The 25,867-nt window shown below is 37.5% G+C and carries 27 protein-coding genes; 3 read left to right on the top strand and 24 right to left on the bottom strand.

Annotated elements, in window-relative coordinates; all coding sequences use genetic code 11:
• Positions 1 to 23: 23 nt before the first annotated feature.
• The 8 genes from glyS to rpsU all read right to left on the bottom strand — a co-directional run bounded on the left by glyS (position 24) and on the right by rpsU (position 7,149).
• The gene (gene glyS, locus ACYT32_RS07625) at positions 24 to 2,084 is read right to left on the bottom strand and encodes a glycine--tRNA ligase subunit beta (protein ID WP_395265553.1); all 2,061 of its coding nucleotides are present in this window, start codon (positions 2,082 to 2,084) and stop codon (positions 24 to 26) included.
• Complete coding sequence (gene glyQ / locus ACYT32_RS07620) at positions 2,077 to 2,988, bottom strand: glycine--tRNA ligase subunit alpha (RefSeq protein ID WP_395265554.1); 912 nt, start codon at positions 2,986 to 2,988, stop codon at positions 2,077 to 2,079. The genes glyS and glyQ overlap by 8 nt, the downstream gene beginning before the upstream one ends.
• Before the next feature lie 223 nt (positions 2,989 to 3,211).
• Positions 3,212 to 3,970, bottom strand: coding sequence for a DNA repair protein RecO (gene recO, locus ACYT32_RS07615; protein WP_395265555.1), 759 nt, complete (start codon positions 3,968 to 3,970; stop codon positions 3,212 to 3,214).
• Complete coding sequence (era, locus tag ACYT32_RS07610) at positions 3,970 to 4,884, bottom strand: GTPase Era (protein WP_395265556.1); 915 nt, start codon at positions 4,882 to 4,884, stop codon at positions 3,970 to 3,972. Before era ends, recO begins: the two co-directional genes overlap by 1 nt.
• A 2-nt stretch (positions 4,885 to 4,886) precedes the next feature.
• A complete protein-coding gene (locus ACYT32_RS07605) occupies positions 4,887 to 5,288 on the bottom strand; it encodes a cytidine deaminase (protein WP_395265557.1) in 402 nt (133 codons plus the stop codon).
• Positions 5,289 to 5,391: 103 nt separating this feature from the next.
• Positions 5,392 to 5,862, bottom strand: a complete 471-nt coding sequence (gene ybeY / locus ACYT32_RS07600; RefSeq protein WP_395265558.1) for an rRNA maturation RNase YbeY — start codon at positions 5,860 to 5,862, stop codon at positions 5,392 to 5,394.
• A gap of 15 nt (positions 5,863 to 5,877) precedes the next feature.
• Complete coding sequence (locus ACYT32_RS07595; RefSeq protein ID WP_395265559.1) at positions 5,878 to 6,855, bottom strand: PhoH family protein; 978 nt, start codon at positions 6,853 to 6,855, stop codon at positions 5,878 to 5,880.
• Positions 6,856 to 6,966: 111 nt separating this feature from the next.
• Positions 6,967 to 7,149: a 30S ribosomal protein S21 gene (gene rpsU / locus ACYT32_RS07590; RefSeq protein WP_010019742.1), complete on the bottom strand. Its 183-nt coding sequence runs from the start codon at positions 7,147 to 7,149 to the stop codon at positions 6,967 to 6,969.
• 122 nt (positions 7,150 to 7,271) lie between these two features.
• Here rpsU and ACYT32_RS07585 point away from each other — a divergent pair, with 122 nt between their 5' ends.
• The gene (locus ACYT32_RS07585; protein ID WP_395265560.1) at positions 7,272 to 8,093 is read left to right on the top strand and encodes a pyruvate, water dikinase regulatory protein; all 822 of its coding nucleotides are present in this window, start codon (positions 7,272 to 7,274) and stop codon (positions 8,091 to 8,093) included.
• Between the two features lie 202 nt (positions 8,094 to 8,295).
• The gene (locus tag ACYT32_RS07580; RefSeq protein WP_395265561.1) at positions 8,296 to 9,576 is read left to right on the top strand and encodes a PTS sugar transporter subunit IIC; all 1,281 of its coding nucleotides are present in this window, start codon (positions 8,296 to 8,298) and stop codon (positions 9,574 to 9,576) included.
• A gap of 57 nt (positions 9,577 to 9,633) precedes the next feature.
• Here ACYT32_RS07580 and ACYT32_RS07575 read toward each other — a convergent pair whose 3' ends face one another.
• The 6 genes from ACYT32_RS07575 to hisS form a co-directional block, all read right to left on the bottom strand.
• Positions 9,634 to 10,530: a deoxyribonuclease IV gene (locus tag ACYT32_RS07575; RefSeq protein WP_395265562.1), complete on the bottom strand. Its 897-nt coding sequence runs from the start codon at positions 10,528 to 10,530 to the stop codon at positions 9,634 to 9,636.
• Between the two features lie 79 nt (positions 10,531 to 10,609).
• Complete coding sequence (locus tag ACYT32_RS07570) at positions 10,610 to 11,488, bottom strand: YitT family protein (RefSeq protein ID WP_395265563.1); 879 nt, start codon at positions 11,486 to 11,488, stop codon at positions 10,610 to 10,612.
• 65 nt (positions 11,489 to 11,553) lie between these two features.
• Positions 11,554 to 12,072 carry a peptide-methionine (S)-S-oxide reductase MsrA gene (msrA, locus tag ACYT32_RS07565; RefSeq protein ID WP_395265564.1) on the bottom strand — a complete coding sequence of 173 codons (519 nt, stop codon included), beginning with the start codon at positions 12,070 to 12,072 and terminating at the stop codon, positions 11,554 to 11,556.
• Positions 12,072 to 12,512: a peptide-methionine (R)-S-oxide reductase MsrB gene (msrB, locus tag ACYT32_RS07560; protein WP_395265565.1), complete on the bottom strand. Its 441-nt coding sequence runs from the start codon at positions 12,510 to 12,512 to the stop codon at positions 12,072 to 12,074. Before msrB ends, msrA begins: the two co-directional genes overlap by 1 nt.
• A 285-nt stretch (positions 12,513 to 12,797) precedes the next feature.
• On the bottom strand, positions 12,798 to 14,567 hold the full coding sequence (gene aspS, locus ACYT32_RS07555) for an aspartate--tRNA ligase (protein ID WP_395265566.1): 1,770 nt from the start codon (positions 14,565 to 14,567) through the stop codon (positions 12,798 to 12,800).
• 2 nt (positions 14,568 to 14,569) lie between these two features.
• Positions 14,570 to 15,841, bottom strand: a complete 1,272-nt coding sequence (gene hisS, locus ACYT32_RS07550) for a histidine--tRNA ligase (protein ID WP_395265567.1) — start codon at positions 15,839 to 15,841, stop codon at positions 14,570 to 14,572.
• A gap of 403 nt (positions 15,842 to 16,244) precedes the next feature.
• Here hisS and ACYT32_RS07545 point away from each other — a divergent pair, with 403 nt between their 5' ends.
• Positions 16,245 to 17,546 carry an N-acetylmuramoyl-L-alanine amidase gene (locus ACYT32_RS07545; protein WP_395265568.1) on the top strand — a complete coding sequence of 434 codons (1,302 nt, stop codon included), beginning with the start codon at positions 16,245 to 16,247 and terminating at the stop codon, positions 17,544 to 17,546.
• Positions 17,547 to 17,702: 156 nt separating this feature from the next.
• Here ACYT32_RS07545 and ACYT32_RS07540 read toward each other — a convergent pair whose 3' ends face one another.
• From ACYT32_RS07540 to ACYT32_RS07495, 10 genes are all read right to left on the bottom strand, one after another.
• A complete protein-coding gene (locus ACYT32_RS07540) occupies positions 17,703 to 18,533 on the bottom strand; it encodes a triphosphoribosyl-dephospho-CoA synthase (RefSeq protein WP_395265569.1) in 831 nt (276 codons plus the stop codon).
• Positions 18,534 to 18,869: 336 nt separating this feature from the next.
• Positions 18,870 to 19,265 carry a hypothetical protein gene (locus ACYT32_RS07535; RefSeq protein WP_395265570.1) on the bottom strand — a complete coding sequence of 132 codons (396 nt, stop codon included), beginning with the start codon at positions 19,263 to 19,265 and terminating at the stop codon, positions 18,870 to 18,872.
• Positions 19,266 to 19,274: 9 nt separating this feature from the next.
• On the bottom strand, positions 19,275 to 19,898 hold the full coding sequence (locus ACYT32_RS07530; protein ID WP_395265571.1) for an HAD-IA family hydrolase: 624 nt from the start codon (positions 19,896 to 19,898) through the stop codon (positions 19,275 to 19,277).
• A gap of 2 nt (positions 19,899 to 19,900) precedes the next feature.
• Positions 19,901 to 20,338, bottom strand: a complete 438-nt coding sequence (gene dtd, locus ACYT32_RS07525; RefSeq protein WP_395265572.1) for a D-aminoacyl-tRNA deacylase — start codon at positions 20,336 to 20,338, stop codon at positions 19,901 to 19,903.
• A complete protein-coding gene (locus ACYT32_RS07520) occupies positions 20,338 to 22,569 on the bottom strand; it encodes a RelA/SpoT family protein (RefSeq protein ID WP_395265573.1) in 2,232 nt (743 codons plus the stop codon). Before ACYT32_RS07520 ends, dtd begins: the two co-directional genes overlap by 1 nt.
• Before the next feature lie 86 nt (positions 22,570 to 22,655).
• A complete protein-coding gene (locus tag ACYT32_RS07515) occupies positions 22,656 to 22,994 on the bottom strand; it encodes a hypothetical protein (protein ID WP_395265574.1) in 339 nt (112 codons plus the stop codon).
• Positions 22,995 to 23,004: 10 nt separating this feature from the next.
• On the bottom strand, positions 23,005 to 23,754 hold the full coding sequence (locus ACYT32_RS07510; RefSeq protein WP_395265575.1) for an RsmE family RNA methyltransferase: 750 nt from the start codon (positions 23,752 to 23,754) through the stop codon (positions 23,005 to 23,007).
• The gene (gene prmA / locus ACYT32_RS07505; protein ID WP_395265576.1) at positions 23,735 to 24,652 is read right to left on the bottom strand and encodes a 50S ribosomal protein L11 methyltransferase; all 918 of its coding nucleotides are present in this window, start codon (positions 24,650 to 24,652) and stop codon (positions 23,735 to 23,737) included. The genes ACYT32_RS07510 and prmA overlap by 20 nt, the downstream gene beginning before the upstream one ends.
• 64 nt (positions 24,653 to 24,716) lie before the next feature.
• Entirely contained in the window at positions 24,717 to 25,118 is a 402-nt protein-coding gene (locus ACYT32_RS07500) for a hypothetical protein (RefSeq protein WP_395265577.1), read from the bottom strand.
• A gap of 486 nt (positions 25,119 to 25,604) precedes the next feature.
• Positions 25,605 to 25,790, bottom strand: a complete 186-nt coding sequence (locus ACYT32_RS07495) for a hypothetical protein (RefSeq protein WP_395265578.1) — start codon at positions 25,788 to 25,790, stop codon at positions 25,605 to 25,607.
• Positions 25,791 to 25,867 lie beyond the last annotated feature (77 nt).

Raw genomic sequence — 25,867 nt, 5'->3', positions numbered from 1 at the left:
TCAATATTATTGTAGCAACACAACTATTTTGTCACGATCTTAGATAAATCGCCTAAGTTAGCAATCAAATGATTGGCAATGACCAATTGTGTTAAACGATTATTCTTAACTTTTTCATCTTTAGCCATAATCATATTTTCATCAAAGTATGAATCAATCACTGGACGCAATGCTGCTAATTGTTTAAAGAGTGCTTCCGCATTTTCATCACTAACTTGATCAACTTGTTCTTTCAATTGAGATTCTGATGGATTTTCAAACAAATTATCATCAACTGCTAAGTCATCTGAATAACCAAATTTAGCTTTCTTAGACAAGTTAACGATTCGGCCTAAGGCTTCCATAACTACCTTGAAGTCATCGTCAGTAGCATGTTTCTGGAGAACTTCAGCCACGTCGATCATTGCAATTGGGTCAACGTTAGAACCAGAAGCAACGGCATCAACGATATCGTTTCTGATACCACGTTGATTCAATAATTGACGAACCCGGTCGATCATGAACTCATTGATAGCTTTTTCATTCTTATTTAAATCAAGTTGAGCTGGAACTGTTAAATTAGCTTTCAAATAATCTTGCAAGTCTTCGAGGTTCAATGACCATTGATATTGATCAAGGATCCGAACGATACCATAAGCTTGACGACGTAATGCATATGGGTCGTTTGAACCACTTGGAATCAAGTCAACCGCATAGAAAGTAACCAATGAATCGATCTTATCAGCGATTGCTAAAGCAGCCCCAACTTTACTTGCTGGTAAAGCTCCTTCAGCTGAAATTGGCATGTAGTGTTCACGAATTGCTTGAGCAACAGCTTTTGTTTCACCCATAATCTCAGCATACTTTTCACCCATCACTCCTTGCAGTTCAGGGAATTCATCAACCATACTTGTTACGAGATCGAACTTGTAGATATCACTGGCACGAAGCAAATCTTTCGTCTCTGTAGCATCCAATTGGAAAATTTCTGCTAAATGTGCCGCAATTTGGTGAACTCGAGCCATTTTTTCGTACATTGTACCGATCTTAACGTGGAAGTTAACTGTCTTCAGTTTTTCAACGTAGTCAGCAATAGTCTTCTTTTGATCTTCTTTGAAGAAGAAGTCGGCATCTTCCAAACGGGCAACGAGAACTTTTTCATTACCACGGATAACATTTTCGATATGTTCGGTATTACCATTTCTAACTCCAATAAAGTAAGGAGCAAGTTTTCCTGCTTGGTCACGAACATAGAAGTAACGTTGATTATCTTTCATAGAAGTAATCAGTACTTCTTCAGGAATCTCTAAGTACTTTTGATCGAATGAACCATAGAAAGTAGTTGGAAATTCAACTAAGTTGTTAACTTCTTCCAACAAGTCAGCATCAACGTCAATATTCCAGTTATTATCAGTAGCAATTTTACTAATTTGGTCAGAAATAATTTGTTTACGTTCCTTAGCATCAACGATAACAAACTGTGACTTTAATTTTTCAACGTAATTTGAAGCACTATCGATCTCAACATCTTCACCTAAGAATCTGTGACCACGAGTCATGCGACCAGAAGTAATATCCAAAATTTTAACAGGAACTTCTTGATCATCAAGTAAAGAAACCAACCAGTGGATTGGACGGATATACTCGAAATCATATGAACCCCAACGCATTCTAGTTGGGAAAGTAATTGCTTTAATGACTTCATCCATGTGGCTTAAAACAGCTTCAACTTTTTGACCATCTTCATGTTTTTGAATATAAGCGTATTCAACGCCTTTTAATTCTTCAAAGAAGATATCATCGGGATTCATCCCTTGTCCGCGGGCAAAACCTTGCGCAGCTTTAGTCCAATTACCATCGGCATCTTGAGCAATCTTCTTTGAAGGTCCCTTAGCTTTCACGTCGATATCAGTTTGTTTTTCAGCAATACTCTTGACTAAGATCGTCAAGCGTCTAGGAGTAGAAAATTTTTCGATTGAATCAAAAGAAATACGGTTTTCTTTCAAGAATTTTTCTGCTCTTTGGGCAAATTGATTCACACTCTTTGTCACAACATGAGCTGGCATTTCTTCTAAGCCGATCTCTAACAAGTAATTTTTAGTCATTTTCGTTCTCCTTTACTGCATTGCTATTTGCCAAAAGTGGGAAGCCACGTTTCTTTCTTTCTTCAACAAAGGCTTTGGCTACCTTGTGGGCCATCTTTCTAATTCTTGAAAGAAAGGCCGCACGTTCAGTAACTGAAACTGCGCCACGGGCATCAAGTAAGTTAAATGTATGTGAGCACTTCAAAATATAGTCGTAAGCAGGATGCACTAGTCCTAAGTCCATCAAGCGGTTAGCTTCTTTTTCATAAGAATCGAAGAAGTGGAACAACATATCTTGGTTACTTTCCTCAAAAGAATACTTTGAGTGTTCGTATTCAGGTTCTTTGAAAATATCGCCATAAAGTACGCCATCGCCCCACTCCAAGTCATAAACTGAGTTCACGTCTTGAATATATGAAGCTAAACGTTCAACACCATAAGTGATTTCACTAGTTGTTGGGTGACATTGTAAGCCCCCGACTTGTTGGAAGTATGTGAATTGTGAAACTTCCATTCCATCAAGCCAAACTTCCCAACCAACACCGGCACAACCCATTGAAGGATTTTCCCAGTTGTCTTCAACGAAACGAATATCATGTTCAAGTGGCTCAATACCTAAAGCACGCAGTGAATCAAGATAATACTCTTGAATATCTTCTGGAGCTGGTTTCATGACAACTTGAAATTGATGATGTTGGTATAAACGGTTAGGGTTTTCACCATAACGGCCATCAGCGGGACGTCTTGAAGGTTCAACGTAAGCCGCATTCCAAGGTTCGGGGCCAATTGCCCGTAAGAATGTATAAGGGCTCATTGTTCCGGCACCTTTTTCTGTATCGTATGCTTGCATCAACATACAACCTTTATCACCCCAAAATTTTTGAAGCGTAAGAATCATGTTTTGAATATTTAACTTCTTTACCATTTTTTCTCCCTTCAGGTAGAAGACAAAAAAATCCCTTGCAGTGTACACTTAGGCACTTTCTGCAAGGGACGAGTATTCGCGGTTCCACCCTAATTCAGGACTAAAGTCCTGCACTTTTATATTCGAATTAAAAATTGTTCGCCATAAATCTGATCGAAGCTCTCACTGTCCTTCGTCGCTGTTTCAACATAAATCAATATACCATTTTTGAATGAATTGTCAATTACAGTCGCCAACGTTTCATTTTGTCGATGAAAACTTTACTCTTGGGATAATAGCCAACCGTCCCTAAGTAAATTGAGTCAATAGCATGTTGAATCAGATCCTTGTTATTCTCTTTAACTTCAATACGACCAACATTGTCCAAATCAATTTTACTGAAAAGACGCAAGAAATAGATGATGCGCTTGGGGATATGCAGACGATGGATATCGTTGTCATAATGCTTAGAACAAAGTAATCCTCCCAACAAGACCGAAAAATCGAAGTCTCCAGTTGTTTCGCCACCAACCACGCAAGCGTCCATATTAGGCTCTACTCCAAAGGCTTTTAATAATTTCATCTGCATGATATTCACGATGATCTGAGCATCAGAACCATTCTCGATATACAACAAAGCCTTAAAGAGCATGCGATACCAATCATCAGGCACTGGGTCATCAACAAACGCCTCATGGTATAAATCAAACAAAAAGGTCGCATAGGCATTCAATTCAATATCTTGGACAATTTCAGTGAACTGTTTAACATCACTAGCCGAATTAAGATATGACAAGCCACTTTCACGAATCACGCCTGAATATTCACCATATGAGAAAGTGATAACGGCGCCAGAGATCTTTGATTTGGCCGTTTGTGTTCCACGAACCAAAAAAGTTTTGAAACCATATTCTCGAGTCAAAATAGTGACTAAAGCATCTCGCTCTTTGTAACGCTGCCGGCGTACGACAATACCAAAAAAGTTATTTGGCGAGTTGGCCATTAATCCTTCAGATCCTTCAATGAGTAACCAGCACTTGCTAAGAAGGCTTTATCATCACGCCAGTTCTTCTTAACCCGGACCCAAAGTTTCAAATTAACTTTTTCACCTAACAGATGTTCAATTTTAATTCGTGAACCGATTCCAATATTCTTTAACATGGCTCCGCCTTTACCAATAACGATTGGCTTTTGGCTATCACGTTCGACATAGATATTTGCTTCGATCTGTAGCTTGCCGGTTTCACTGCGTTGATTCATCGATTCGACCACCACCGCAATTGAATGAGGAATTTCGTCTCTAGTATCTTCTAGGATCTTTTCGCGAATCAACTCACCGACGATAAAGTATTCCGGATGGTCAGTAATCTGATCATCAGCATAATATTGTGGACCAACTGGCAAATGTTTCGTCAAAGTATCGATAAGATCTTCAATATTATTACCATTAGTAGCGGAAATTGGGATAATCTCTGCAAAGTCCATCAAATCTTTATATTCGTCAATTTGAGGTGCCATTTCATCTGGATTGATCAAGTCGATCTTATTGAGTACTAAGAAAACAGGTGCTTTGACTTTCTTCAATTCTTCAATAATGAACTTATCGCCAGGGCCAGCTTGTTCGCCCGCTTCAGTCATAAATAAGACGGCATCGACTTCTTTAAGAGCAGAGATCGCCGCCTTGTCCATATATTGGTCCAAGTCGTTGTGTGGTTTATGAATTCCCGGTGTATCGAGGAAAATAATCTGACGTTCATTGTCAGTATAAATACCTTGAATCTTATTTCTGGTAGTTTGAGCTTTTGGTGAAGTAATGGCAATCTGCTCTTTGATGATTCGGTTCATAAAAGTTGATTTACCAACGTTAGGACGTCCAATAATTGCGACAAATCCTGACTTATAATTTTTATTATCCATAATTAATCCATGTCCTTATCACTGAATGCTAGTGGCAAAATTTCTTTAAAAATATACTCACGATATTCGTTGCTGTTATTGGTCAAGTAGACTGTATCTTCTGGTCCCATGAATTCACTCATAACTTGACGACAGGCACCACAAGGCTTTGAAAGTTCGTTAGTTCCATTGACGATCAAAATCTTGGAAACATGTGTTGCTCCCTCTGAAATGGCTTTAAAAATTGCTGTTCGTTCGGCACAATTGGTCAAACCATATGAGGCATTTTCCACATTGATTCCCGAATAGATCTTGCCATCATCACACAAAATGGCTGCTCCCACCGTGTAGTGTGAATATGGTGCATAGGCGTGTTGCATTGCTTGGTGGGCAACTTCAAATAACTGCTTTTCAGTAATTTCCACTAGTTCCAGTCTCCTTTTTTGTGTATCTCAGGTAATAATTATATAACAGAAGTTTGTTTCAAAAAAAGAATATCAGACTATTGCCCAATATTCTTTAAAAAATTTATTTTTCTAAACCATATGCACTTAAAATCTTCTCTTGTAAGCCAATCATGACTTTCTCTTCATCTGGTTTGATGTGGTCATAACCATTCAAATGCAAAATTCCATGAACAATTGTGTAACCTAGTTCACGGTCAAATGAATGCTCATAGTCTTTAGCATGTTCAGCCACGATTTCAACACTGATAAAGAGGTCGCCTAAGTCAACTGGCAGATCAGGAATCTGTGCTTCGAGGTAATCTAAAGAGTCTTCCCCATCGTTGATGGCAAAGCTGATTACGTCTGTTGCACGATCAGTGTCACGATATTCTTTGTTAATTTCATGAATCTTATCTTTCGTCACGAAATGAATCGACAATTGTGTACTATCTTTTAAATCCAATTTGTTGAAAGTAAATGAAACGATATCTTTGACCCAAGCTTCACGTGCTTGGTCGATCAAATTATCATCATTATATATCTCTAAATCCATAATAATCCCCAATAGTTATTTTTCAATTTTATCTGAATCTTCATAAGCATCGATGATCTCAGCCACAACTGGATGTCTCACCACGTCGGCTGAACTGAAGTTTACAAACTCCACGTGTGGCAAATTCTTCAAAATAGCCTGTGCTTGCACTAACCCACTACGGGCATGACCAGGCAAGTCAATCTGAGAAATATCACCATTAACGATCATTTTGGAACCAAAACCGAGTCGTGTCAAAAACATTTTCATTTGCTCACGAGTCGTATTTTGAGCCTCATCCAAGATTACAAAGGCTTCATCCAAAGTACGACCACGCATATAAGCTAACGGTGCTACTTCGATCACACCACGTTCCAGTAAGCGACTAGTATGATCAGAGCCCATAATAGCATAAAGTGCATCATAAATTGGTCGCATATATGGATCAACTTTTTCCTTCAAGTCTCCTGGTAGAAAGCCTAAACTCTCACCTGCTTCAACAGCTGGACGAGTCAAAATGATTCTTTGAACCTTACCCTGCTTGAGTGCAGCGACTGCCATAACTACCGCTAGATAGGTTTTACCAGTACCAGCAGGACCAATTCCAAAGGTAATATCATTGTGATTGATTGCATTCACATACTGACGTTGGCCAAAGTTTCTGACCCGGACCGGTTTACCGCTGAAGTCCTTGATCAACTCATCTTTATATAAGTCACCAAAGTAATCTAAAGTCCCTCTTTCGACCATTTTCAAGCCACTGACGATATCGGCCGCCCCAAGGCTAACTCCAGTTTGAACCAATTCCATTAGTTTTTTCAGTAAAGCCAGTGCATGATCAACATTTTCCTCAGTTCCCGTCACATCTAAACGGTCACCGAATGCATGAATTTCAACATCTAACCCTTCCTCAATTAAATGTAAATTACTATCATTAACTCCAAATAGATTTACAGCGTTTTGCGGATTTCTGATTTGAATGCTTTTTTTAATTTGTTCAACTTTTTCTGTCAATAAAGTCCAACCCTTCCATGTATTACCTTGAATGATAGCACAACAGATGATTTTTTTGACAAAAAAAAGGTTAAAACAAAGTAAATTGTTTTAACCTTTTGAAACTATCGATTAACGACGTTTCTTGTTGCGCTTACGAGCAGCCTCAGACTTTAACTTTCTCTTGACACTTGGCTTTTCGTAAAACTCACGTTTTCTATATTCTTGAAGAGTACCACTCTTTGAAACGGAACGTTTGAATCGACGAAGAGCATCATCAAGCGACTCGTTTTCACGAACGACGGTTTTTGCCATATGATAATCCCTCCTTCCGATTTCTAACGTAACTGTCTATTGCTCTTGCAGTTCATATGTTATTATAACAAAAAGAAGATAATGTTCAAATAATTTTTTACATTTTTTTGGAGGAATTTACTATGAAACAAAAATTAGATGTCTTTGTTCTCTCTGATGGTGTTGGTGAAACCGCTTTAAGAGTTGCTAGAGCAGCTTTCATACAATTCCCAGAAATGGATACAACTTTCACTAAATATCCCTTTATAAAAAAAGATGATCAGCTTCAAAGGATCTTAAATCGGGCTCGAGACGTCCATGCGGTGATTTTACATACAATTGTCTCAAAAGAAATCTGTGAAAATATCAATGAATTTTGTCAAAAGAATGGCATCGTCTATTATGATATTTTAAATCCCATTATTGGAACATATTCACAGATCAGTCATCAAACACCTTTGCGTAAAAAAGGCTTGTTGCATGAATTGGATAAAGACTATTTCGATATGATCTCTGCAATGGAGTTTACTATTACTAACGATGACGGTCAAAATCCAAAAGGTTTCCTCGAAGCCGACTTAGTTCTACTTGGTATTTCCAGAACTTCGAAAACCCCACTGTCGCTTTATCTAGCCAATAAAAACATTAAGGTAGCTAATCTACCACTATCACCGGCAACGGCCATCCCAGAGCAATTATGGGCGGTTGACAAGCAAAAGATCATTGGCTTAACTAACGATATGAATGTTCTATTAAAAATCCGTCGTCAAAGAATGATTGCCTACGGGTTAAATCCTGATACTAATTATTCAGATGAAGGCGAGATTCAAAAAGAAATCGACTACTCGAATGATATTTATCAAAAATTAGGTTGTCCGGTGATCAATGTTGCTGATCGTTCAATCGAAGAGACCGCAGCCATCATTATGGAAAAATTGAATTTCAATGGCTACAAAAATAGTTAAAAAATAATCCAAGTTACTAACCTATTACCTCTGACTCGAAACTTTGAATCAGAGGTTTTTTTATTTCATTAATCCGAAAATTATAAATAATTAAAAATATTTACTAAATTTGGTATATACCTATTGTTTGCAAACGATTCCAGGTTTATACTCTTGTTTGTTGTCAACTGAATTGAGCAACTATTAAGAGGGGGGATTTTTCATGAACAAATTCATGGATTGGCTTCAAGGAACTATCATGCCGCCGATGTCTAAAGTCGGTAACAATCGATACTTAGTCTCGATTCGTAACGGTCTTGTACTAACGCTTCCAGCTATTATCAGTGGGAGTATCTTTCTTATTTTAGGTAATATCCCGATTGCCGCTTGGACTAATCTGATCAAGCCTTATATGAATATGATCAGCGTCGCCGTCAATGGTTCTTTTGGAATCATTTCGTTACTAGCTGCTATCGGTATCGGATTTGAATTGGCTAAATCGTTAGAGATCGATCCAATTTCTGGCGCTGGGTTATCGACTATGGCCTTTGTTATCGTCTCATTCGATAATAAATTCAAACTCAACACTGATAATTTTTCATCATCAGGTTTATTTACAGCTATTATTACAGCAATGATTTCAGTAACTATTTTTAATTTCTTCATCAAAAAGAATATTGTCATCAAACTACCTGATGGTGTTCCCACGGCGGTATCAAATTCATTCGTTTCACTACTGCCTGGTTTTGTCATCCTGTTACTCTTTTGGGTCATCAGAATGCCTTTACACATCGATATCAACCAAGTAATTCAATCGATTTTCCATCCATTATTGTTTGCGATGAACACCTTACCGGGAATCTTAGTCTATACTTTCTTGGTCAGTTTACTTTGGGTCTGTGGTATTCACGGTGATATGACGCTAGAAGGAATTGCTGACCCTATCTTTTTACAATTTCTCGCTGCAAATGCAACCGCCTTTGCTCACCATCAACCACTGCCCTACGCGACAGCTGCCGGTTTTTCTAGTTTAATGGTCAACGTTGGTGGTACTGGTGCCACAATCACCTTGGTATTATTGATGCTCTTTTCCAAGAGTCGAACGTACCGCGATTTAGGACGAGTAGCTTTTCCAGGCGCCTTATTTGAAATCAACGAGCCCGTTATCTTTGGTTTCCCAATCGTTATGAATCCTTTGACGATGATACCTTTCATCATTATTCCATTGGTATTAGCCACTGGTAGTTACATTTTAATCAGCTTAGGTCTGATGAATGCTCCTGTAGCCATGGTGCCTTGGACAATGCCTCCAATTATCGGACCATTGATGGCCACAGGTTGGGATTGGCGTGCCGCCGTTTGGTCAGCTATTGAATTAATTATTGCTGGAGCAATGTATTATCCATTCTTTAAAGTAGCCGAAAAACAGATGGTTGCTGACGAACTAAAGAATGCCCAAAATGAAACTCAAACAACGACAGACCATCTACCTGTAAATTCGTAAAAAAATAAAGGGCCTCTAATTTAATAATTAGGTCCTTTATTTTTGTCTGGGAAAAGTCTATTGAGCTCTCAGTTTATCTTTCATTTCAGGATCAAATTGCCCTGCTTTTAACATTTCAATTTCTAGTTTGTATGGAGCAACACCCTTTTTATCATTTTCGTCTTTTTTAACATAAGGCGTTTCCATAATTTTAGGGACATTTTCCAACTGTGGATGGTGGGCAACATAATTCAAAGCATCAAAACCAATCGTTCCAAAACCTATACTGTCATGGCGATCCTTGTGCGACCCCATTTCATTCTTGGAATCATTCAAGTGGATAACGGAAAGTTTATCCAACCCAATAATGTGATCAAATTCATTCAAAACGCCGTCAAAATCATTTTTAACGTCGTAGCCGGCATCGTTCATGTGACAAGTATCCATTGTGACTGACAATTTATCGTTTTGTTGACAATTATCAAAAATTTCAGCAATTTGTTCAAAAGTGATCCCTACTTCCGTTCCCTTACCAGCCATAGTTTCAATCGCAACACTGACTTTTTGATCCGGCATAATAGCTTCATTCAAAGCTTGGCCAATTTGTTTCAAAGCCACCTCTGGCCCTTGATTCAAATGTGCTCCGGGATGAAAGCTCAACGCTTCAATACCTAAAGCATCCGAACGCATAAATTCATCATGCATAAAAGAGATCCCAAAAGGTAATTTGTCTGGTTTGACCGTGTTACCAAGATTAACAATATAAGGGGCATGACCAATAATATGGTCAATTCCGTATTCTTTCAAAAGTTTTTGGCCCTCTGGAATCTTCATTTCTGAAACATCTTTTCGACGAGTATTTTGTGGCGCCCCGGTAAAGATCATCATCGCATTAGCGCCATAACTGTGAGCCTCTTGTGCCGAGCCAACTAACATCTTTGGTGCTTTCATCGCTACATGTGAACCTATAATCATCCTAAAAACCTCCCTGAATTTAACTATCAAAAGTATAGCATAACAAAAAAAGTGAAACCTGACGGTCTCACCTAAAATTCTAATAAATATGTGCCTGATAGAAACGTCCCATAACTTTAACAGTATCGGTCACACTAACAAAGGCATGTGGATCAGATAATGACATCGCATTTTCTAAGTCATGTAATTCTGAACGGGAAATTACTGTAAAAAGAATTGTTTTTTCTTCATGCTTATAGGCACCTTCTGCATCATGAACAATCGTGATACCACGACGCATCTCATTTTGAATTTGCGTAATAACATTCTTTGGTTTTGAAGTTACGATCATAACTTGAAGTTTTTGATCCTTATTGTAAATCATATCAATAACTTGTCCGTTGATGAAGATACTGACCGCACTGTAGAGAGCATGGACCCAGCCGAAGAGAAAACCAGCACAGGCAACAATGAAGATATTGAAGATAATGTTGATCGTACCAACACTCTTACCAGTTTTCTTTCGTAAAATAATTCCCAAAATATCGATACCACCGGTAGAAATACCATTTCTCAGCGCCATTCCGGTACCGAAACCATTCGCTACTGCACCAAAAATGGCACAAACAAGCGGATCAGCAGTGATTCTAACAGGTGGCAATAAATGCATCATCAAACTGGCTAAAGCTACTGCAATCACCGTGAAAACAGTAAACTTATGATCGATTTTTCGCCACGACAATACGAATAGTGGTTCATTAAGTGCAAAGTACATAACCGCTGTTGACAAATTAAACGGCAACCAGCGATGTGAAACGGTAGAAATCAATTGGGCTGCACCAGTTACACCAGAACCATAAATCCCGCCCGGCGTCCAGAACATATTAACCGCAATCGATACCGCAATTGAATACAAAAAAGCTATTGATACTTTAGATAAGTACTGATGTCTTTCAATCAGCTTATCAATCTCGCCCATACTAAAAGTTCTCCTAGTTGTCTTAGTTACCTAAACATATTAGCACAAATGACGGGAATTTCAGACTATTTACGATGTTTTTTAATAAAATCAGCTCGACCGCCGCTCTCTTCGAGTTCAAAGCGTTCTGGATTTTTCTTATAAAAATCTTGATGATAGTCCTCAGCAGGGTAAAAAGTCGTCGCTGGTTGAATTTGAGTAACAATTGGTTCAGAAAATTCTCCTGATTCACTTAAAGCTTTTTTCGAGGCCTCGGCTATTTCTTTTTGTGACTCATTCTGATAAAAAATAACAGGACGATATCTATCACCACGGTCTTGGAACTGGCCCATTGCATCGGTTGGATCAGCTATTTGCCAATAAATTTCAACCAAATCTTGATAAGACACAACGTCGGCATCGTAAGTGATTTCAACAGATTCGGCATGACCTGTAGTCTCGGTACAAACTTGTTCATAGGTCGGATTGGCAACATGACCTCCGCAATAACCGGAAACAACTGAAATAATTCCTGGTTGTTCGTCAAAAGGCTTTACCATGCACCAAAAGCAGCCCCCAGCAAAAATGGCAGTCTCTTTTTTCATTAATCAGCATCCCCTTCATCAACATATTTCTTATAATCGGAATATCCTTGGTCATCCATATCTTCATATGGAATAAACTTCAAGGCAGCTGAATTAATACAATAACGTAAACCACCTAATTCTTGAGGTCCATCGGTGAAAACATGTCCCAAATGTGAGTCAGCACTTTCACTTCTAACTTCCGTTCTTTCACGACTCAAGCGAGTATCACGACGTTCCTTTAATTTAGCAATTGGTTCACTGAATGATGGCCAACCGCAACCAGCATCGTATTTCTTAGCTGATGAGAACAATGGCTCACCACTAGTAACATCAACATAGATGCCCTTTTTGTAAAAATCATCGTATTTTCCACTAAAAGAACGCTCTGTGGCAGCATGTTGGGTTACTTCAAGTTCTTCTTCATTCAGATTGGTTAGATCTTTTTTAAATTCCTTCATAAATAAACACTCCTTCTCTATTTATGTAACTAGTATAAGCTTTCATTAATTTTTTTCTAGCTATTTGCTTAAATTGTGTGCAATTAAAAAGCAAACTAAACAAAATATCAATTAATCAAAGGATTATCTAAGAACATCAGAAATGTATTTAAATACAGGATAAAAAATACCAGTACCTCAACCATCAATAATAGTTGACCCACTGGTATTTTAATCTAGAAATAATTTGTTGCTTTGCAAAATCTATCTTGCAAGTTTAGTTAATTGCAGTTTGTGTTAATCACATTAATCCTTTTTACTTACTTCAATGCCCAAATCATCCAATTGTTGTTTGGCAACTTCAAGCGGAGCATGTGTCATTGGTTCGGTAGCGTTTGAATTCTTAGGGAAAGCAATCACGTCACGGATATTGTCCTTGCCAGATAATAACATAGCGAAACGATCCAAACCGATTGCCAAACCACCATGTGGAGGACAACCATATTGCAAGGCATCTAATAGGAAGCCGAATTGTTCATAAGCTTTTTCTTTAGTAAAGTTCAAAGCCTTGAGCATCTTTTCTTGAATCTTGTAGTCATGGATACGAATTGATCCACCACCGAGTTCATAACCATTGAGCACGATATCATAACTTTGAGCGTAAGCTTTATGTGGATCTTCGCCATCATTTAGATAGTGAACATCTTCTTCATTTGGCATAGTGAAAGGATGATGGGCGGCAGTCCAACGTTGAATACCTTCATCATATTCGAATAATGGCCAGTTAACTACCCAAATAAAGGCAAATTCATTTGGATCATAAAGATGTTGTTCTTTGGCAATCGCATTTCTCAAGTAGCCTAAAGCATCGGCAACGACCTTTTTCTTGTCAGCAACGAATAGTAATAGATCATTATTTTCAAGGCCTAAACGTTCAACTAAGGCAGCTTCTTGAGGCTTGATGAATTTAGCAACGCCACCAGTTAACTCATTATCATTGAATTTAGTCCAGGCTAAACCTTTAGCACCGAAACGTTTGATATATTCTTGGTAAGCCTCAATATTCTTTCTGGAATATTTGTCAGCTCCATCTTTAACGACAATAGCCTTAACTTGACCCCCATTGTCAATGGTACCTTTGAAGACTTTGAATTCTGTATCGGCAAAAACATCATTAAGATTTTGTAGTTCCATACCAAAACGAACATCGGGTTTGTCAGAACCGAAGCGATCCATGGCATCGTCCCAGTTAATTCTTGGGAAAGGAGTCTTAACTTCAATACCCTTTTCATCCTTCATAACTCGAGCAATCAAACCTTCAGTAACAGTTTGGATTTCTTCTTTGCTCATGAAACTAGTTTCGATATCGATTTGAGTAAATTCTGGTTGACGGTCGCCACGAAGATCTTCATCACGGAAGCAGTGAGCCAATTGGAAGTAACGGTCAAAACCACCGACCATCAATAATTGTTTGAACAATTGTGGTGATTGTGGCAATGCAAAGAATCTACCTGGGTAGACACGTGAAGGTACCAAATAATCACGGGCACCTTCGGGTGTTGATGGTGTCAAGTTAGGAGTTTCGATATCAATGAAGCCGTTATCGTACAAATATTCATTAACAGAATGTTTAATCTGAGCACGAGTTCTGATGGCCTTTTGCATCTCTGGACGACGAAGGTCAAGGTAACGATACTTCAACTTAGTTTCTTCAGAAGAATCAATATCATCTTTAATTTCAAAAGGTGGTGTCAAAGACTTATTGAGAATTTCAACCTTTTCAACGACAACTTCAACTTTACCAGTTTTCATATCGTCGTTAGTAGCGCCTTCACCACGAAGTCTGACAGTCCCAATCGCATTGATGACATACTCTGAACGAAGCTCTTCAGCGGTTTGGAGTGCTGCTTGATGATCATTGTTGAAAACTAATTGGACGATTCCTTTGTAGTCTCTTAAGTCAACAAAAATCAAATTACCTAAATCGCGGCGTCGTTGAACCCAGCCGCTTAAAGAAACTTGTTTACCAACATATTCTTCTGTGATGTTGCCACAGTAATCAGTTCTTTCTTCCATAATTATCCCTCGATCTTTTTCAATTCTGCTGCTAAGTTTTCTAATGAAACGCTAACTTGGTCACCAGTCGCCATGTTCTTAACATTGGCTGTATCATTCTCTAGTTCTGTATCACCGATTGTGACAGTATATTTAGCGTGCAAATTATTGGCCGTCTTAAACTGAGCTTTAATTTTTCGTTGTAAATAATCCTTATCAGCACAGAATCCAGCTCTACGTAAGCTAGAGAGAATCTTAACTGAAGCTCGTTCAGCTTTTTGGCCGATAGTTACCAGATAGACATCCAAATCGTCTGTACTTGGCAAGTCTTCATCCTTCAATAACAACATCAAACGTTCAACCCCTAGGCCAAAACCAATACCTGGTGTTTCCGGACCACCTAATTCTTCGACCAATCCGTTATAACGACCACCGGCTAAAACAGTGATCTCCTTGTTGCCAAAAGCTGGATCAGTTACCATAAATTCAAAAATCGTGTGGTTATAATAATCAAGTCCGCGAACCATGGTCGAATCTACTTCGTAATTAATACCTAAGTCTTCGAGCAAACCTTTGAGATATTCAAATCTCTTTGCTGAAGCTTCGTTTAAATAATCCAAAATTGATGGCGCATTGGCAACGAACTTCTTATCATTCTCATCTTTACTATCAAGAATTCTTAGAGGATTTTTATCCAAACGAATCTTTGAATCCTCACTCAATTGATCTTTAAAAGGTGTGAAATAATCAACTAAAGCTTTGTGATAAGCGGCTCTTGATTCCGGATCGCCTAGCGTATTCAAAGCTACTTTCAAATTCTTAATACCTAAACGGTTTAAGAATTCCAAACCTACAGAAATAATTTCGGCATCTAATTCTGGTGAGTCAGATCCAAAAGCTTCGACTCCGATTTGGTGGAATTGACGTTGACGCCCAGATTGTGGACGTTCATATCTAAACATTGGGCCCTTGTACCAAACTTTATATGGTTTAACATGTTCTGGTCCATAAAGTTTATTTTCGACATAAGCCCGAACTACTCCCGCTGTTCCTTCAGGACGTAAAGCCAAATGACGATCACCTTTGTCTTTAAAATCATACATTTCTTTGGAAACGATATCTGAGGTATCGCCTGATGATCTTTCAAAGACTTCATATGATTCAAAGATTGGTGTTCTAATTTCAGAAAAACGATACTTATTAAAAGTTTCTTGAGCGATTGCTTCGACATATTGCCACTTTTGAGAATCTCCTGGCAAAATGTCCATCGTTCCTTTAGGTTTTTGATAGCGCATAAAAAATCCTCCTTAAATAAAAAACACCCTTGTCTAAATAAGACAAGGGTGCATTTTGCACGGTACCACCTAGTTTTTTTGCTGCAGTTAACGCCTGCCAAACGATAAAAAAGTCACACAATCAGTCGTTATCTGCTCTCAGCCACCAGATTCTCTGTAAAACGATTTATTTGATTAAGAATATACTTATAAACTATCCAAAAATACAGACGTTGTCAAGCCAATCAACCAATGTTAACGTTTTCTCCTAAAATTTATCAGCGATTTCACTTTTATTTTCAAACAGCAAGAAAAAGTGTAAAATTTATCAAAAATTTTGCAATCTAATCTTTCAACTTGTTGTCATATTAAGTAATATATAGTTATAGAAATGTCAGTAATTTGACACTAAGGAATCAGTTAAATGAAAAAAATTATAAAGTTTTTTATTAAAAACCGGATCCTTGTTGCTATTTTGCTCTTAATTGCTCTGTCAAGCTGGTCAACTGTCGCCCTAGCAAGTGCCAATGCTGTCGTTGTACAGTCTGATTCAGTTAATGTCCGAGTTGGCCCTGGTCTTTCCTATGCCAACATGGGACAGGTAAAAAAAGGTGACAAATTAGCCATCTTGGATGAAAAGAACAAGTGGTATCAAGTAAGATTGTCCGGAGATAAAATTGGCTGGGTTGCCAGCTGGCTGATCGATAATACTGATGTTAGCTCAGCTACTAATAAAGTTGGGATCATAAAGGTTCCTAATACAACCGTCTTCAAAGGTGCTGATGAGAACAGCAGCGTCTTGGGTACGATTGAACAATCACAAAAAGTTACCATTATGTATCAAGAACAAGATTGGACACAAATCCTTTACAATGGTACTGCTGGTTGGGTCAAATCGAGTTTCATCCAAGGTACCCAAGAAACTTCTGGTTCCACTTCAACGAGTGACAACTCAGATGATGGAATTAAAAAAGTTACAGTCACCCAACCCAATACTAAGTTACGAATTGAACCTGATCAAAACGGACGAGTAGTTAAAACAGCCAAAGTTGGTAAACAATTCGATTACTTGGGTAAAGACGGCAAATGGTACAAAGTTAGAGATTCTGACGGTTCAGTCGGTTACGTTGCCAGCTGGGTCGTAACGATTTCTGGAACTAAGAGTGCTGTTAAATCCGCCGCAACTAATATTTCAGAAGCAACTATCGTGATCGATCCTGGTCATGGTGGCGACGATTCTGGTGCTGAGTCTAAAAAAGATACTTATGAAAAGAATTTTACTTTAGCTTATGCAAAAGCTATTCAACAAGAACTGGCTAAAACAGGTGCACGGGTAATTTTGACCCGGACTGGTGATCAAAGTAAGACTCTTGGGCAAAGAGCTCGTTTGTCTAGCAAGATGCAAGCGGATGCCTTCATCAGTTTACACTTTGATTCCAGTGCTCAAGCTAATGCCGGTTCAGGCGTCACAACTTATTACTATAATAAGAATAAAGACGGTCAGTTAGCCGATGATATAAACTCACAATTGAAGAGTTTGGCTATCGGTAACCGTGGAACTGCTCAGAAAGACCTCTATGTCTTGCACTATAACAGCCAACCATCAATCTTGATCGAGCTAGGCTATATCAATTCGACTGCGGATTATAAGTACATTAACTCCAACTCGTACAAACAAAAGGTTGCGCAAGATGTTACAAATGGTCTCAAAGAATATTTCAAATAACAGTAATATAGCTGTGACAAAACAGCCTCTTTAGCATAAAAGTTCGGTGGGAAATTTTTTCAAATCCTCACCGAACTTTTTTATGTGACTTAAACTCGTAAAAAAAGCAAATCTTCCATAGATTTGCTTTTAAAATGCTATGCATATTTATTTAAATTAATAATTTGACTCAATTTCAAGTGAATATAAAAAAATCGTAACAATTAGTATATCTTTGTAAAAACCAAGACCCAGTTTATTCTCATTGGAATAGCTGTTCATTTCTTGTAATAGTTGACGTCCTTCAGTCCGATTGCAGCCGCCGACCCGTAAAATTTCCTTGGCATAACCTTGCATGTTTTTTAATTCTTCAACCTTATCAGGCATAATCATAACCTTGGGGTCAGTTTCTGCTACAATATCCATCAATGTATCTAAAAGATTTCGCTCAAAGTTGTCATTGTGACGACTCTTTAAGAATGGCAAAGCAATATCAAAAGCTGTTGGAAACCCCTTTATAGCTTCAGAACGTACTCCACCGATGCCATATTTCAAATATAACTTCTCACCTGGCATCAAGTCAGTCTTTTCTTCAAGCTCTTCAGGCTGCTCGTTATCAAGATCGACTAACATCTTTTTGACAGTTTCTTGCAGATGTTCTTGATCATATCCAGCGGCCGTCAAAAGTATCCCCAGTGAAAAAAGCGCACCTTGATTGGGATTTACGCCATTAGTTTCAGGCAAGTAAACGTTTTCCGCTTGTTTTCCCAAAGTACGCAAGGATTCAAACAATTCTGATAATCTATCACCGTCGAAATATTCTCCAAGTTGAACAAACTTAATGAAATAAGGCTTCAGAGTATAAACCTTGTCTATTGCTTGATGAATTGCTTGCTCTGAATTTGAAGAAGCGTCGCTTGGCTCTAGCAACCATGGCCTTGGTTGTAAATTTAATTCATATAGAAGCGACTTTATGGCAATTTTAGAAAGATCCGACTCACTTTTCATACACAATCACCTTTTCATTAATCAAAATTTGATGTAATAAGATGACCTTTTTAACCGAGTGAAGACATTGAAAAAGGTCCTGGCAAGACCGTTGTTAACGATTGGCATATTAGGTTCACATCGATTAAAAATATATTTACATCTCCCACGTTATTCTATGACATTTATTTATTATAATCCAGCTAATTAATGAAGCCTATGGGATATTTTTCATTTTTTATTATTCCACTTATTAATATTTTTGAAAAAAAAAACGTAGAATCAGCAGCTACGTAAGTAGCCATTGTTCTACGCTAAAAACATTTACAAAAACAAATTATTATTTAATTCAAAGACTTACTCCGAATAAGGATGAACGCAATCAGCTAATCGCGATTGAATATAATTTAATTCTGTTTTTTTCAACTCACGACTATCCTTAATCGTCTTTACCAGGCCAAGGATCGTTTCTTTTTCTTGGTTGTCAGTCAAATTCAAGCTGTATCCATTGCGTCGTAAGAAGAAATCCATCGCCGCAATAGCAGTTTGAGTATTATATTTTTCAAAAATATCATCACAAATGACGGTACAGAATAAATGAGTTAAATACTCATTCAAATTATCGAATTGGTTCAAAAACTCAATATTACTTTGCAAACGTTTCTCACTAAAAGTAATCTCGTCACTATCTTCAATTGCTAAATGAATTGCTACGACTTGATCGTATGACAATTTGTTCAGTTTATTTTCCATCGTTACATCCTAAAGTATTTTTTCGATTTCTATTAGATCTTTCACTTGATAATCATGATCAAAATCAACCTTATCAGCACTGAAAATGATTGTATTAGCGCCGACACTTTTACCGAAGTCAACATCGATCTTGCGGTCGCCAATGACCCACAATTCATCGCTCGATAATCCATATTTTTTGATCAAATACTGTAACATATCAGGATCTGGCTTACGTTGAAAGTCATCAGCAACACTGACAGCTTCTTTGAAATAGTCAGCTATTCCTAATGATTTAATCAATGGAAAAATAGATTGATCGCGGTGAGTCACGATAAATTGCGTATATCCATGATCAGCACAATAATGTAAAACTTGTTTGATATGAGGCATTAACGTGATTTTATCATGATATTCTTTTTCGTAGCGAAAATAACTGAGATAAAATACTTTAACCGCCTGCTCGACATTATCTTGATCTTGCAATAATTCAGTCACAAACTTTCTAACTGAAGTCTTCTTTGATTCCTTAAAAATAGTATCTTTTGACAAGCTAATATCAAAGTTTTCCCGCAGAGATCTCTGCGTCGCTGAGACAATCCCCGGATAACTATTGGCAATAGTGTCATCAAAGTCCCAAACAATACTCTTCATTATCATCTCTCCATTAAAATAGTTACTGGTCCATCATTGGTCAATGAGACTTGCATATCGGCACCAAATTCCCCAGTTTCAACTTTTAAACCATAACCTCGCAAAAGTTCGTTGAAGTGGTCGTACTTTCTACTAGAGGCTTCGAAATTTCCAGCCCCAGTAAAACTTGGACGATTTCCATGTTTGGTATCTGCATAAAGCGTAAATTGTGAAATGGACAAGATTTTTCCATTGACCTGATTGATTGCCAAATTCATTTTATCATCGGCATCGGAAAAGATTCTCATATTGGCAATCTTATGAGCCATATACTCCAAGGTTTCTTCATTATCCTCATCGGCAAAAGCTACTAATAAACAAAAGCCCTGATCGATTTGACCAAGGACTTTGTCATCAACAGTAACTTTAGCCTTTGAAACACGTTGTAACACTACTTTCATTAAGCTACCGTCCTCTTGATTTCATAGACATTTGGAATATTCTTCAACTTAGCAATAATATTATCCAAATGTTCCTTATTATTTACCCCAATGCTGACGTGAATGATCGCCATTTTTTCCTTGTCCAGACGACCGATCACATTATTCAGTGTATTGGTATTAGAATTTATTACTTGTAAAACTTCGTTGATCAATCCATTACGGTTAAAGGCATAAATATCCAATTCAGCGGTGTAACGTTTCTCTTTGGTGACATTATCCCAACTGACATCGATGAACCGCTTCTTTGCTTCCTCACTTTGGACATTAGGACAATCAGCTCGATGAATCGTCAAACCTCGTCCTTTAGTGATATAGCCGACAATATCATCCCCAGGAATTGGGTTACAACATTTGGCTAAGCGAATCAATAAATTATCGATTCCTTGAACAGAGATGCTGGTATTGGCGTTATTACGTTCCTTCTTCAGCTTTTCACTTTCAACTGGAGGCTGCACCGCTTTTTCAGTGGTATCAGTAATAACCTGTTCCTCGAGCTCTTTTTTCTCAGCTTCCTTTTTACGATCAGGGTCTTCACTCACTAACCGATGGACCACGTTAATTGGCGATAATTCACCGTATCCCACGGCATTGAACAACTCGTCTGGATCAGTATAATTGAAGATCTTCATCGCAATTTCCAAATGTTTCTTATCTAAATACTTCTTACTTGATAATGAACGATTCTTCAATTCGTTTTCAATTGCTTCTCGACCAAGAACGATATTTTCTTCACGATCTTTCGTTCTAAAATATCGTTTGATCTTGTTGCGAGCTCTGGAAGTATAAACGACGTTTACCCAGTCACGACTTGGTTCTGAACTGGAATTAGTCAACATCTCGACAATATCGCCATTTTTCAACTGATAGTTCAAAGGAACCATTCTGCCATTGATCTTGGCACCAATAGAATGATTACCTACCTCAGTGTGCACTTGATAAGCAAAGTCCAAGGTGACCGCACCTTTAGGCAATTCAATAACTTCGCCTTCAGGCGTAAAGACATAGACGCGATCGTTGAAGATTTCTCCTTTAACCGACTTCATAAAGTCAGAGGCATTGTCAGAGTTTTCTTGAAGTTCCAAGATTTCACGGAAGACATCGATCTTTTGTTCGTCATCGTCTAAATGAACACCCTCGAAATTACCTTCCTTGTAAGCCCAGTGAGCGGCAACACCATATTCAGCTACTTGGTGCATTTCAAAAGTTCTAATCTGGACTTCAAGTGGTTGACCACCAGGACCAATAATAGTTGTATGCAGCGATTGATAACCGTTAGCTTTTGGTACCGCAATATAATCTTTGAAACGTCCGGGAATTGGTTTCCACTTTGAATGGATCGACCCGAGGACGGCATAACAATCTTTCACCGAATCAACGACGATTCGAATTGCTAACAAATCGTATAATTCTGAAAATTGCTTATGTTTGTCCCGCATTTTTTTATAAATCGAGTAAATGTGCTTAGGACGACCATAAATATCATATTTAATACCGAGTGCATCGACATTTGTCTTAATATAATCGATAGCTTCTGCAATATAAGCTTCCCGTTGATCACGTTTACTATTCATCAAATGGACGATTCGATAATATTGTTGAGGATTAATGTAATGTAAAGAAAGATCCTCTAGCTCCCATTTGATTTTGCTAATACCTAAACGGTCTGCCAAAGGAGCGTAAATTTCCAAAGTTTCATTAGCAATCCGTCTTTGTTTATCAGGGCGCAAGGCTTTCAAAGTTCTCATATTATGCAAGCGATCAGCTAACTTAACCATAATCACCCGCAGATCCTTAGCAGTAGCGAGTAACATTTTACGGTGATTTTCAGCTAATAATTCTTGATGTGAATGATACTTGTATTTACTGATCTTAGTGACGCCATCGACAATTGTGGCAACTTGCTTGCCGAAGAGTTCCTGAACATCTCCCAAAGTGACTTTGGTATCTTCAACGACATCGTGCAAATATCCGGCAGCGACTGTATATGGGTCCATGTGTAACGAGGCTAAAATTTGTGCAACTTGCGTTGGATGAATGATGTATGGTTCACCAGTTGCACGCTTTTGATCTTTATGAACGTAGGCCGCAAACTTATACGATTTATTGACAAATTCAACATGCTCATCGTTCATATAACCACGACAGATATCTAAAACTTCTTCAGGCGTATAATCCTTATTCTTTTTCATAGAAATTCACCCCGTTTACAATAAAAAGCACTCATTGAGTGCTTTAAGTTATATACCATTATGATGGCTAGTTGCGATTATTTCAATTACTTTTCTTTTTCAAATAAGAAATAAATTAAAATACTTAGAACTAAATAAATTCCTGCTAAGAAATAGCCGTAACGTCCGTACTTAACAAAAACACTGACCACAAAAATGACTGGAAAAATAACTAAATTATAAAATGACAAGTTATATTTTCGTGAAAACCAACCGATAAAACTGGAAAACAAAATATTAATCACAAAGAATAGCCAAATAATACGGTTGGTTCTTCCTAAATGAAATAGATTAAAGATGATTGGCATGATGAATACCAATAAAATAGAAAGTAATGCAATGTAAGTTGTTTTTGATTTTTCAACTTTTTTCCAAATATTTTTCAAAATTCGATCCTCATTTTACATTTAGTTCGTACTTATATGATAGCACTGATAGGAAGTACATGGGGGCTGTTTCTGCTCGCATGATCCGTGGTCCTAGACCAACCGACAAGAAATCCGCTTGATTGAGAAAAGCAATTTCATCTTCTGAAAAACCACCTTCTGGTCCAAAAGTACAGACAATCGATTTGGGAAATTCATCCAATGATTGCGCTAATTGACTAATCTCACCATTCTTGGCCGATTCTTCATAAGCTACTAAATTGGTCTCAGCCTTATATTGCAATAAATTACTTAATTTATCCAGATAAATAACTTCGGGAATAATTCTTCGTTTGGACTGTTGCGACGCATTTTTAGCAATCTCGTTCAAACGGGCAAGCTTTTTTTCAACGACATTTGGTTTCCACTTCATGATCGAATACTTAGAATCAAAGAAAATAATCCGCTTTGCTCCTAATTCAGTTGACTTCTGTGTGATCCACTCGATCTTATCTTTTTTTGATAATGAACAAGCCACCGTCACATCTAACGGCATTTCAGTTGTAGGATTATCCAACAATTGAGTGGTCGTTTCAAAGCTTTGGTGATCATTGTCAATTCCCACAATCGTAGCGTGGAATAGATTTTGGTCAACATCTACCAAGTTAATGACATCACCTTTTTTATGACGCAACACTTTGATCACATGCTTGTATGTTTCCAAATCGTCTACTAGATAATTAGTGTCTTTAATTTTATTTTTAACGAAGTATTGCTCCATCTTCCGCCTCAAACTCTTCTTTTCTTCTACAAATCATCGTTGACCAACCTTTTAAGTGGAAAGCTTCCAAGACGATAAAACCTTGGTCTTCCATTTGCTGAGTGATTATTGCTTCTTTTTCATTGATGATACCTGACAAAATCACAAATCCATTCTGATTCAAATGACTGTCTAAATCAAGAATAAATTGTTCGATCACATCGGCTAACATATTCGCCACAATCACATCAACTTTGCCATTGACACCGTCTAACAATGAATTCTGGTAAACTTCAATATCTTCACAACCAGGATTCAATTGAATATTCTCTTTAGCTGCTCTAACAGCTTCAGGGTCAAGATCGTACGCTTTGATATCTTTGACACCCAATAACCGAGCTTGTATTGAAAGGATACCCGAACCAGTTCCTACATCGTAAAGTGAATGAGCATCGCCCAAAATGAGCTCTAAAGCTTGCATACATGAATAAGTCGTCGGATGAGTCCCGGTCCCAAATGACTTGCCTGGGTCCATTACAATCACATGTTCATCCGGATGTTGTGGTTGATAGTCTACCCAATTAGGAACGACGGTCAAATAACGGCTGATTTTAACGGGGTGGTAATACTGCTTCCATTCGTTTTCCCAACTACTGTCATCAAGTTCACTGACGGAAATTTCAACACCTGTCACATCAAAACCAAATTCTGGCAGACGCTTGATTTCCTGTTGTAAATTTTTCAAAATCTCGTCGTGGTAATTATTTTCATCAAAATAGGAATTGATCTTTGTTTTGACGTCGGTCTTGTCATCGTCAACCATTTCTGTCCCGTTGGCTCCAACACGCATAAAAATGTCAGAGATAATTTCTTGGTCAAAATCTTTTGGGATCGCAACTGATATTTTTTTCCAAAGCATAAACGTTCCTCCATTATTAATAAGATTACTAAAAAATGGCCATAAAAAAAAGACGTTCCCGCCTTTATTTGACGAAAAAGTTAATCGAATTAACAAATTCATCCCGACTTCTATCTATTTTACTCCGAGCTTGCTCCCAACTCAGATGATTTAAGGAATTATTCTCTAAATCTAAACATTGCAATGCAGCAATCAATTCCACAAAATAGTTATTCATTTTCTCGGCAATCCGACTATTTTGAAGATGGTATTTTTCGACATACGACATGCACAGTTTCATAAAGCGATGAATATTAGAAATGTAATTATCAGCTAACCGCGAATAAGTTTCATACCGAAGAGCCTCACCTCTTTCGATCACTTTCATCGTTTTAAAATACTCTGTAAAGACCTCATTGTATGTTACAAATCTTTCTAATAGAACATTCGTCTCTAAAATTCGATATTTGCTTGTCTTTGTTGCCATAATGATACACCCCATTTCCTTTTTCAACACTATAGCATACGTTTTAAGTTATGCAAAGAATAAGTTAAATATGATATGAAGGCTAATGATTGGAAAAAAAGGCAAAATCTTTAATCGGAGTAATTAAAAAATATACTTTGCTTTTTACTGGAAATGTACGCTGGTTTCTTTTGATCATGTTTAAATAACTTTCACAGAGAAAGACATATAATTTAAATAACTTTCACAGAGAAAGACATATAATATGAAGAAAAAATAAAATCAAATTTTATAAAGAGGCCCAAACGGCTATTTAATGCGTTTTCTTAACTATTTAAGTTGATTTTCAATTTTTATCACTTTGATAAATATATTTGTTCAATTTTATTTATTTTATTTTTAATAAAAAACGTAAAAAATTATTTTGCAGACAAAGAAAAAGGCAAAGTCCCAAAAAACTTTAGGACCTTGCCTTCAAACTGTATGCACACTCGCTTAAAACATCAATTACTTCTTATCTTTTACGTCGAGATCTTCTCCTGGCCGACCGACAACTTTCTTTCTTAAAGATTCATTATCTTTAAATAATTTTTGAGCCTCAGATAATTTTTTAGGACTATTCTTAATTTCTTGAGAAATTTTACTAAAATCATTCTTGGCAGGATCTTCTTGATTTTTCTTGAAAAAACTCATGCTAACCGCTCCTTATCCTGTTGTATCGCTAATAATTATATAACAATCGAGTGAAAATGGGTTTGAAAAGAAGAAAT

This window comes from Companilactobacillus sp. FL22-3 (assembly GCF_054881455.1).
Note: the sequence above shows the minus strand (reverse complement) of the source record. Positions and strands in the feature narration are given on the sequence as shown.

Bases quoted from the DNA above. Each gene is read 5' to 3' on its own strand.
- glyS (WP_395265553.1), bottom strand. From the start codon at position 2,084: ATGACTAAAAATTACTTGTTAGAGATCGGCTTAGAAGAAATGCCAGCT.
- glyQ (WP_395265554.1), bottom strand. From the start codon at position 2,988: ATGGTAAAGAAGTTAAATATTCAAAACATGATTCTTACGCTTCAAAAA.
- recO (WP_395265555.1), bottom strand. From the start codon at position 3,970: ATGGCCAACTCGCCAAATAACTTTTTTGGTATTGTCGTACGCCGGCAG.
- era (WP_395265556.1), bottom strand. From the start codon at position 4,884: ATGGATAATAAAAATTATAAGTCAGGATTTGTCGCAATTATTGGACGT.
- ybeY (WP_395265558.1), bottom strand. From the start codon at position 5,862: ATGGATTTAGAGATATATAATGATGATAATTTGATCGACCAAGCACGT.
- rpsU (WP_010019742.1), bottom strand. From the start codon at position 7,149: ATGGCAAAAACCGTCGTTCGTGAAAACGAGTCGCTTGATGATGCTCTT.
- ACYT32_RS07585 (WP_395265560.1), top strand. From the start codon at position 7,272: ATGAAACAAAAATTAGATGTCTTTGTTCTCTCTGATGGTGTTGGTGAA.
- ACYT32_RS07580 (WP_395265561.1), top strand. From the start codon at position 8,296: ATGAACAAATTCATGGATTGGCTTCAAGGAACTATCATGCCGCCGATG.
- ACYT32_RS07575 (WP_395265562.1), bottom strand. From the start codon at position 10,530: ATGATTATAGGTTCACATGTAGCGATGAAAGCACCAAAGATGTTAGTT.
- ACYT32_RS07570 (WP_395265563.1), bottom strand. From the start codon at position 11,488: ATGGGCGAGATTGATAAGCTGATTGAAAGACATCAGTACTTATCTAAA.
- msrA (WP_395265564.1), bottom strand. From the start codon at position 12,072: ATGAAAAAAGAGACTGCCATTTTTGCTGGGGGCTGCTTTTGGTGCATG.
- msrB (WP_395265565.1), bottom strand. From the start codon at position 12,512: ATGAAGGAATTTAAAAAAGATCTAACCAATCTGAATGAAGAAGAACTT.
- aspS (WP_395265566.1), bottom strand. From the start codon at position 14,567: ATGGAAGAAAGAACTGATTACTGTGGCAACATCACAGAAGAATATGTT.
- hisS (WP_395265567.1), bottom strand. From the start codon at position 15,841: ATGCGCTATCAAAAACCTAAAGGAACGATGGACATTTTGCCAGGAGAT.
- ACYT32_RS07545 (WP_395265568.1), top strand. From the start codon at position 16,245: ATGAAAAAAATTATAAAGTTTTTTATTAAAAACCGGATCCTTGTTGCT.
- ACYT32_RS07540 (WP_395265569.1), bottom strand. From the start codon at position 18,533: ATGAAAAGTGAGTCGGATCTTTCTAAAATTGCCATAAAGTCGCTTCTA.
- ACYT32_RS07535 (WP_395265570.1), bottom strand. From the start codon at position 19,265: ATGGAAAATAAACTGAACAAATTGTCATACGATCAAGTCGTAGCAATT.
- ACYT32_RS07530 (WP_395265571.1), bottom strand. From the start codon at position 19,898: ATGAAGAGTATTGTTTGGGACTTTGATGACACTATTGCCAATAGTTAT.
- dtd (WP_395265572.1), bottom strand. From the start codon at position 20,338: ATGAAAGTAGTGTTACAACGTGTTTCAAAGGCTAAAGTTACTGTTGAT.
- ACYT32_RS07520 (WP_395265573.1), bottom strand. From the start codon at position 22,569: ATGAAAAAGAATAAGGATTATACGCCTGAAGAAGTTTTAGATATCTGT.
- ACYT32_RS07510 (WP_395265575.1), bottom strand. From the start codon at position 23,754: ATGGAGCAATACTTCGTTAAAAATAAAATTAAAGACACTAATTATCTA.
- prmA (WP_395265576.1), bottom strand. From the start codon at position 24,652: ATGCTTTGGAAAAAAATATCAGTTGCGATCCCAAAAGATTTTGACCAA.
- ACYT32_RS07500 (WP_395265577.1), bottom strand. From the start codon at position 25,118: ATGGCAACAAAGACAAGCAAATATCGAATTTTAGAGACGAATGTTCTA.
- ACYT32_RS07495 (WP_395265578.1), bottom strand. From the start codon at position 25,790: ATGAGTTTTTTCAAGAAAAATCAAGAAGATCCTGCCAAGAATGATTTT.